This window comes from Methylotenera sp. (genome assembly GCF_013141425.1).
Lineage (GTDB): Bacteria > Pseudomonadota > Gammaproteobacteria > Burkholderiales > Methylophilaceae > Methylotenera.
In genome coordinates, this window is sequence record NZ_JABFRA010000070.1 from 1 (window position 1) to 7497 (window position 7497).

Sequence of the window (7497 nt, forward strand, 5' to 3'; positions counted from 1 at the left end):
CGGCACCATTGGGGCCTAAAAAGCCGAGGACTTGGCCTTTGCTTAAATGAAAGCTGACGTTACTGACGGCTTCACGCCCGCCATACAGACGGGTGAGCCCTTGCGCTTCTACGGTAAAATTGGTCATGAAATAGTCGTTACAAATTTCGCAAAATTGGCTAGATTACTTATTTACAAATGTCATATTTGACACAATATTGTTGATAAAGGTAATTTCTGTTTGCTTAAATGTATTTTTTGCGTTGTAGCTCACTAGGTTGGGGTAATACCACATTTCAATGGCATCTACTTTTTCATTATTAGGTACAGCTTTGCCAACGTATCCATCGGCGTTGCTGGGTTTGACAGGGCTATTTTTTCTTGCAGGTTTGCCTAGTGTTTCTAATACAAATTTTTGATCTTTTCCATTAAATATTTGTATAAATTCCATCTCTTTGTATATTTTTTTATGTTTTGAGATGCCACCAGCGTATGTCGAACTGAAAGTAATTATTAAAAGTGCTGCGATAGTGAGTTTTGAAATAAGTTTCAAGATGTTTCCTTTAGGTTGGGTTGGTGATGCCGAAAATTATATGTATTTAAAACATGCAGTTAAAAAGAACTCACTTGCCAGCGTCAGGCCCTTTGCTATGTGTGACGCCCAATTGAATAGCCAAATGTACAAGACTTGCGGTGGTTTGTATTTCTAGCTTTTGTCGAATGCTGGTTTGAATGTTTGCGACTGTTTTATAGCTAATGTTTAGGCTTAGCGAGATGGCGCTTAAGGATTGCCCAGCCGCTAGTTGCCTGAACACTTCAAACTCTCTGGGGGAGAGTTTTTCTAGGGGCTTGTTAGTTTCATTCATTAAATCAATAGCCAAATGTTCTGCCACTTTACGACCAATAAATCGCTCACCTCGAAAAACCTTATCAACGGCTTCAAGCAGGACGTTAATGTCGTCGGATTTAACAACGTAACCTTTAGCACCAGATTGCATCGCACGTAGCGCATAAATATTGTCGTCATGCATGCTATACACCAGAATCTTGGCATTTTTCTGACGCAGTAGAATCCTTTTTAAAGCTTCTAAACCACCCAAACCAGGCATATCTAAATCCATGACAATCAAGTTTGGTCGATGTTCTAGATTCAACTGGATGGCTACTTCACCACTGTCTGCTTCGCCCACAATACGGTAGCCCCATTGGGTAAATAAGCTCTTTAACCCTTGTCTAACTACCGCGTGGTCGTCAACCAGTAAAATTGTTTTGTCCATTGTCTTTACCTTAAAGTACTTAATATGAGCTTACTGATTAATCGGAATATTTGCCCAAAGCGTGACGCCTTCAGCTAGTTTGCTGACTACTTTAAATTCGCCATTTACAGCATTTATACGCTCACGCATGCCTAACATTCCCATGCCGTGGGCGGATGCAATCATGTCCAATCCATTTCCATCATCTTTAATCTCTATCGTTAAATGAGTTGGATGTTGCTTTCCAATAACGCTATTGTTCTTAATGGCAAGTGAAACGGCGACATGACTGGCACCAGCATGCTTAGCAATATTTGTAAGAGCTTCCTGAATAAATCGGTAAACCACCACGCTGACTTGTTCAGAGAGCAGATTTTCATTCTCAGAAAGTAAATCGGCTAATTCATCCATATCTAATTCAAAAACAATACGAGGCTGTTGCTCCAGCCATTCTTGAGCGAGTTGCCTGATGGCTTCAATACAGTTTTGACTGCTAGTAGGTGCCGGTCTCAGGCGGCGCATGAGTATTCTTGTCATCTGTTGAATGTGACCTGCATTTGACAAAATACGCCTTGCAGGATTGGCGCTCGGATTATCTTCACAAACCGTTAACGAGGAGGCATCCAGCCGAATGGCAAGTAGATATTGCCCTATGTCATCGTGCAAATCTCTAGCCAATTGCAATCGTTCGAGTTCTTGCACTCTAAGTATATGTTGCGTAAGTGCTTTATTTTCAGTGAGTAGTTGTGTATTTTTTTCTTCAGCTAGTACTCTTAACGAAATTTCTTTTTTTTTCTCAACCACTCTTTTTTGTGTGAACCAAGCTAATGCTACCGAGATGAATAGGAATAAAAAAGGCATCTCATCAAGTTGCAGGTTTTCAAACTTTTCTAACTTTACTGTAAGTGTTTCAGCTAGATTAATTTTTAATACAAACAGATAAGCCAGAAACACTAATACTGAAGCCTTAATAGCATCTTTACGCGAGTTGCTTAGTTGCAGCCAAATTTCTTGTAATTTCATAGTGCTTGGATTATTCAGTAAAAAAATCTTTTTGGGTAGGTGAAAGATTCCCTATCTGCAGGAAACTATTAAGAAATTAATGAAATGTAACTGGAGGGAATACTTTCATGCAACGTCGGGAAACATTCATCTTATTAATCGAAACCAGAGAGTGCATTATTCACTTCGCCAGATTTAACGCTAGATATGGCTTTAATGCAGGATAGTTTAACCAATCATAGGGAGACAGTGAATATGAAACGCAAAGTGACTAACATAAATGTTAGTGCAGCAATCAGCGGTTTGTTCATGCTTGCGGCAGTGGGAACTGCCTTTGCTGATGCAGACTTAGATAAACGTGTGCAAGATCCAAATCAATGGGCTACGCAAACTGGCGGCTATAACAGCCAGCATAATAGCCAATTAACTCAAATTAACAAAGGTAATGTTAAGAATTTAAAAGCAGCTTGGTCATTCTCTACTGGCGTCTTGCACGGTCATGAAGGTGCGCCATTGGTGATTGGTGACATGATTTATATTCATTCTGCATTCCCTAACAATACTTATGCACTTAATTTAAATGATCCTAACAAAATTGTTTGGTCTCATAAACCAAAACAAGACGCTTCAACTAAAGCGGTAATGTGTTGTGACATTGTAGACCGTGGTGTTGCTTACGGTGCTGGACAAATTATTAAAAAACAAGCTGATGGTCACTTGCTTGCTTTAAATGCAAAAACTGGTGCTGTTAATTGGAAAGTGGAATTGTGCGATCCAAAAGTTGGTATGACATTCACACAAGCGCCTTATGTTGTTAAGGATACTGTGTTAATTGGCTGTTCAGGTGCTGAGCTAGGTGTTCGCGGTGCAGTTAATGCGGTTGACTTAAAAACAGGTGCTTTAAAATGGCGCGCCTATGCAACGGGCTCTGATGAAGATATCCGCTTGCAAAAAAACTTTAACTCAGAAAACCCACACTATGGTCAATTTGGTTTAGGTACTAAAACTTGGGAAGGCGACGCTTGGAAAATCGGCGGCGGTACTAACTGGGGTTGGTATGCTTATGATCCAAAACTAAACTTGTTCTACTACGGTTCTGGTAACCCTGCGCCATGGAACGAAACCATGCGTCCTGGTGACAACAAATGGACAATGACTATTTGGGGCCGTGATGTAGATACTGGTGAAGCTAAATGGGGTTATCAAAAGACGCCTCATGATGAGTGGGATTTTGCTGGCGTAAACCAAATGATTCTTACAGATCAACCCGTTAACGGAAAAGTAACACCATTACTGACTCACCTTGACCGTAACGGAATTATGTACACACTTAACCGTGATACAGGTAAATTGATCTTAGCGGATAAAGTAGATCCTGCAGTCAATGTGTTCAAAAAAGTGGATTTAAAAACTGGTCTACCAGTACGTGATCCTGAGTTCTCAACACGTATGGATCACAAAGGTACTAACATTTGTCCATCAGCCATGGGTTTCCATAACCAAGGCGTTGACTCTTACGATCCTGAATCACGCACATTGTTCGCAGGTTTGAACCACATTTGTATGGATTGGGAACCGTTCATGTTGCCATATCGTGCAGGTCAATTCTTCGTGGGCGCAACACTCGCGATGTACCCTGGCCCAAGTGGACCAACAAAAACTGAAATGGGTACAGTACGAGCTTTTGACACAGTAACAGGTAAAGTGAAATGGTCTAAGTGGGAGAAATTTGCTGCTTGGGGCGGTACTTTATACACCAAAGGTGGCTTAGTTTGGTACGCAACCTTGGACGGTCAACTAAAAGCATTGGATAAAACCAATGGTAATCAGTTGTGGAACTTCAAGATGCCATCAGGCGGTATTGGATCTCCAAACACTTACGCTTTCAAAGGTAAACAATACGTAGGTAGTATGTACGGTGTTGGTGGTTGGCCTGGTGTTGGTCTAGTGTTTGACTTGACTGACCCAAGCGCTGGTTTAGGTGCGGTAGGTGCGTTTAAAGAACTACAACACTACACCAATATGGGTGGCGGTTATATTACGTTTAGCCTGTAATTAAGTGGTAAAAAATAAGTTGAAATAATAGTAAAACGTGTAATACCAAGTTGCTGGGGCCTCGCGCCCCAGCCGTTTGGTTGAGTAATAGCGGTGTAGTTTAGTCTATACAAATAAGCAATTGACCAAAGTTTAAGTTTGATTGTTTATTTATATATGCAAAGTTGCCTAGCTAGCATCTTTTTGATTAACACCATGGAGTTATTAGAAATATGAGAAATATGAATTTGTTGCAACATGTAATCAAGTCATTAGTAATAGGTGCAATCAGTTTAAGCGCGGTAAGTGCGTATGCAGCAGATTTAAATGTCTGTGCTGGTGAAAATGAAATGCCTTTTTCAAACGCTAAGAAGGAGGGGTTTGAGAACGAGATTGCTGAAATTATAGGTAAAGCATTAGATAGAAAAGTGAATTATGTGTTCTGGAAAGACCCGCGTTTAGTAGAGCGCGATTATTTAACTAAAAAGAAGTGTGACGTGATGTTGGGCGTAGATAGTACTGATCCGCGCGTGCTAAAAACAGACTCATATTACAAAACTGGCTATGTTTTTATTACCCGCCAAGATCGACAAATTGACATTTCATCTTGGAATGATGATTTGCTTAAAGAGTCAAACTTTCGTATTGGTGTAATGCACGATAGCCCAGGCAAGGTAATGCTGTTACAAATCAACCGATTTGATGACATGTTTGACTATTTTGCAGAAAAACAAAAATATCAATCGACGCGAAATCGTGCCATTCGCGTTGAGCCTCAAGAAATTGTAAATGACGTTGCGATTAAACATATACACACCGCTATGCTTTGGGCGCCAGAAGCGGCAAGGTATGTTGTTTCATCTAAAGTGCCTCTAAAGATGCAAATTGTAAAAGATGATGCCAAAAAATCGAACGGTGAAAAAGTACCGATGCACTATGAAATTGCAATGGGTGTACGTAAAGATGACACGGCGCTGCAGCAAGATTTGAATCGTGTCATAAAAGAAAGGCGAGCTGAGATTGAGGCGGTACTAAAACGAGAAGGCATTCTTCTTCTGCCACTATAGATAGATATATTTCGGTTATAGCTTTTGATGTATCAAACTTTAAGAGGAGCAGTACGTTGTATAAATCATTAAAACCTAGTCATTCTTCAGCGCTATGTGCAGCATTTTTGGCAACTTTTTTAAGTGCTTGTCATGCATCACCGCAATCGGAAAAAGTGACGACAACTGCGGAATCCGCAGTGAAAGTAGCTGCTACAGAAATTGTGGTTGATTCAGGGCCAGATTTGGAATTCCGAGGCACTATTTCAGGTGATCCTTTGGATTTCAAAGACGGCAAAGGGGATGATACGCCAGCAGTAAAGCAGTTCAAAAAAACAGGTAAAAATCCTTATAACAATGATGAGGCTGTCATCAAGAATGGCTATACCATTTTTTCTACAGCTTGTTCTGGCTGCCATGGACATTTGGCGGAAGGTAAGTTGGGCCCAGCACTGCATGATGATTACTGGACTTATCCAGGCAATCAATTTGATAAAGGTTTTTTTGAAACTATCTATGGCGGTGGTCAAGGCATGATGGGCCCCCAAAAGGGCTTGATAAGCCAGGATGAAATTTTGCAAGTCATGAGTTGGATTCGCAGTATTTACGATGGCGATCCCAAAAAAGCTAAGTGGAAAAAATAACTTAGTAGCTAATATTAGAATTCTGTCTGGCGGCTAACTGGTGGTTGCCAAGCAGACATTGCAATATCACCAGCAACCATATCACAAGGAGTTTTTAATGAAACGTATTTTGACATTAGTGGCAATCGCAGGCGCAATGGTTGCATCTGGCGCAGCATTTGCTTATGACGGCCATAACTGTAAAGCTGCCGGCGATTGCTGGGAAGCAAAACCAGGCTTTCCAGAAAAAGTAGCAGGTTCTAAATATGACCCAAAACATGACCCAAAAGAAGTTGGCAAGCAACAAGCCTCTATCCAAGCGATGGATGCACGCAATGCTAAACGTATTGCTAATGCTAAAGCGACTGGTAAATTTGATTACGACGCAGCTGAGTAATTAAATCTCTAAATAAAGCCGATGTTGAAGAACATCGGCTTTTTTAGCTTAATTTCATCAGCGTTTATAGCAATTCCTCCTGTAGTGCTGATGAAATCATTCTGAATTTTTACGAATATCGTTTTTGAAAGCACCTGTCCAAATATGCCAAGTAACAATATCAATCTTAATGAATGGCGCGAACGCGCAATTGCTTTTGAAGGTGCGCTGAATAGTGTGGTGCTTGGACTAGATAAACAAGTGCGAGCATTGACAATCGCTATTTTTTCACGCGGACATGTATTGCTGGAAGGTGATGTTGGTGTAGGTAAAACGACACTTTTGCGTGCGGCAGCGCGGCTGTTGGGCGGTGAATATCAGCGCATTGAGGGCGCGATAGACTTAATGCCGAGTGATTTTTTATACCATGCGTACCTAGACCAAAATGGACAGCCAGCGGTAGCCCCTGGGCCGTTACTTCAGCATGAAGAAGCACTGGCCGTGTTTTTCTTTAATGAAATTAACCGTGCCAGACCGCAGGCACATAGCTTACTGTTGCGCTTAATGGCGGAACGCAGCGTGAATGCGTTTAATCGTGATTATCATTTTCCTCATCTCACAGTATTTGCTGATAGAAACCGCTTGGAGCGAGAAGAAACCTTTGAGTTGCCGGCCGCTGCACGTGACCGGTTTTTTATGGAAATTTCAATTGATGCGCCGAACGACCGTGAACTACAGCGTGACCTCATGTTTAATCAGCGCTTTCACAATGTCGATGCGTTGATTAATACCTTACAGGCGGGTTTAGTGCCCTATGCCGAGTTGAATGCTGTGGCAGAAACAATTCAAGGTAATGTGCGTGCTGAATTACCTTTGCAAGATTATGCGGTTAACTTATGGCGCGCTTTACGCAATCCTGCAGAGGCGGGTGTGGAGTTTGATGACATTGATTCCTCAAAATTAGTTGCTGGCGGCGCTAGCCCTCGTGGAATGGCAATGTTAATGCGTGCAGCGCGTTGTCGTGCTTGGCTTGAGAATCGTGACTATCTCACACCTGATGATATTCGTGCAGTATTTCACGACACTGTCTCACATCGCGTGTTCTTTTCACCAGCATACGAGTTGCGCCGTGAAACTTTAGCGCCACGATTACTGAATAGCGTGATTGATAAAGTATCTGC

Annotated in this window: 8 protein-coding genes and 1 pseudogene; 5 read left to right on the plus strand and 4 right to left on the minus strand. The window is 41.6% G+C overall.

The genetic code is table 11. The features are described from left to right. The 4 genes and pseudogenes from HOO90_RS05855 to HOO90_RS05870 form a co-directional block, all read right to left on the minus strand. A pseudogene (locus HOO90_RS05855) lies at positions 1-127 on the minus strand (ABC transporter ATP-binding protein); the annotation flags it as partial. A gap of 36 nt (positions 128-163) precedes the next feature. Continuing rightward, positions 164-532 (minus strand): hypothetical protein, encoded by a 369-nt coding sequence (locus tag HOO90_RS05860; protein ID WP_292840723.1) that lies wholly within the window; start codon positions 530-532, stop codon positions 164-166. A 70-nt stretch (positions 533-602) separates the two neighbouring features. Continuing rightward, positions 603-1256 carry a response regulator transcription factor gene (locus HOO90_RS05865; protein WP_292840726.1) on the minus strand — a complete coding sequence of 218 codons (654 nt, stop codon included), beginning with the start codon at positions 1254-1256 and terminating at the stop codon, positions 603-605. A gap of 30 nt (positions 1257-1286) precedes the next feature. After that, positions 1287-2258, minus strand: a complete 972-nt coding sequence (locus HOO90_RS05870; protein WP_292840729.1) for a histidine kinase — start codon at positions 2256-2258, stop codon at positions 1287-1289. 234 nt (positions 2259-2492) lie between these two features. Between HOO90_RS05870 and HOO90_RS05875 the strand changes: the two genes are divergently transcribed. From HOO90_RS05875 to HOO90_RS05895, 5 genes are all read left to right on the plus strand, one after another. Beyond that, positions 2493-4292 (plus strand): methanol/ethanol family PQQ-dependent dehydrogenase, encoded by a 1800-nt coding sequence (locus tag HOO90_RS05875; RefSeq protein ID WP_292840731.1) that lies wholly within the window; start codon positions 2493-2495, stop codon positions 4290-4292. Positions 4293-4504: 212 nt separating this feature from the next. Next, positions 4505-5338 (plus strand): methanol oxidation system protein MoxJ, encoded by an 834-nt coding sequence (gene moxJ / locus HOO90_RS05880; RefSeq protein WP_292840734.1) that lies wholly within the window; start codon positions 4505-4507, stop codon positions 5336-5338. Positions 5339-5538: 200 nt separating this feature from the next. After that, entirely contained in the window at positions 5539-5961 is a 423-nt protein-coding gene (gene moxG / locus HOO90_RS05885; protein ID WP_292840742.1) for a cytochrome c(L), periplasmic, read from the plus strand. A gap of 97 nt (positions 5962-6058) precedes the next feature. After that, positions 6059-6337 carry a methanol dehydrogenase gene (locus HOO90_RS05890; protein WP_292840736.1) on the plus strand — a complete coding sequence of 93 codons (279 nt, stop codon included), beginning with the start codon at positions 6059-6061 and terminating at the stop codon, positions 6335-6337. A 144-nt stretch (positions 6338-6481) separates the two neighbouring features. Beyond that, positions 6482-7497, plus strand: a 1016-nt coding sequence (locus HOO90_RS05895) for a MoxR family ATPase (protein ID WP_292840739.1), incomplete at its 3' end; no start/stop codon positions are given.